Origin of the sequence: Streptomyces boetiae, assembly GCF_031845405.1 — a bacterium.
GTDB classification, from domain to species: Bacteria; Actinomycetota; Actinomycetes; order Streptomycetales; family Streptomycetaceae; genus Streptomyces; species Streptomyces boetiae.
On the sequence record NZ_JAVREN010000105.1, the window covers coordinates 1 to 819 of the forward strand.

Genomic DNA, 819 nt, shown 5'->3' on the forward strand with positions numbered 1-819 from the left:
TTTCACCATTCCCTCACGGTACTATCCACTATCGGTCACCAGGGAATATTTAGGCTTAACGGGTGGTCCCGCCAGATTCACACAGGATTCCTCGGGCCCTGTGCTACTTGGGTGGCCCTCAAACGAGTCGCAGACATTTCAGCTACGGGGGTCTTACCCTCTGCGCCGGGCCTTTCGCATGCCCTTCGCCTATACCTGCGATTTCTTACTCGCCGACCGTCCGGCAGAACGATCAAGAGAACTCCCACAACCCCGCCCGCGCAACCCCTGCCGGGTATCACACACAGACGGTTTAGCCTCCTCCGGTTTCGCTCACCACTACTCCCGGAATCACGGTTGTTTTCTCTTCCTGCGGGTACTGAGATGTTTCACTTCCCCGCGTTCCCTCCACACCGCCTATACATTCAGCGGCGGGTGACAGCCCATAACGACTGCCGGGTTTCCCCATTCGGACACCCCCGGATCACAGCTCGGTTGACAACTCCCCGGGGTCTATCGCGGCCTCCCACGTCCTTCATCGGTTCCTGGTGCCAAGGCATCCACCGTGCGCCCTTAACAACTTGGCCACAGATGCTCGCGTCCACTGTGCACTTGACAACCACCACACCCTCAACCCCGGCCGGGCTACCGCCCGCCGGCTGGTTGGGGTACGTGCCGAGGGACCATTCCCTCAGACACCCAACAGCGTGCTGTCGGATAAAGCGTGTCAACGTTCCACCCATGAGCTGGCCCCGCCAGGACACTCGCCCGGCGCGGGCACGATGCTCCTTAGAAAGGAGGTGATCCAGCCGCACCTTCCGGTACGGCTACCTTGTTACG

1 rRNA gene is annotated in these 819 nt (G+C 60.6%); it reads right to left on the minus strand.

The features are described from left to right. A 23S ribosomal RNA gene (locus tag RM780_RS27570) occupies positions 1-566 on the minus strand; the annotation flags it as partial. Positions 567-819 lie beyond the last annotated feature (253 nt).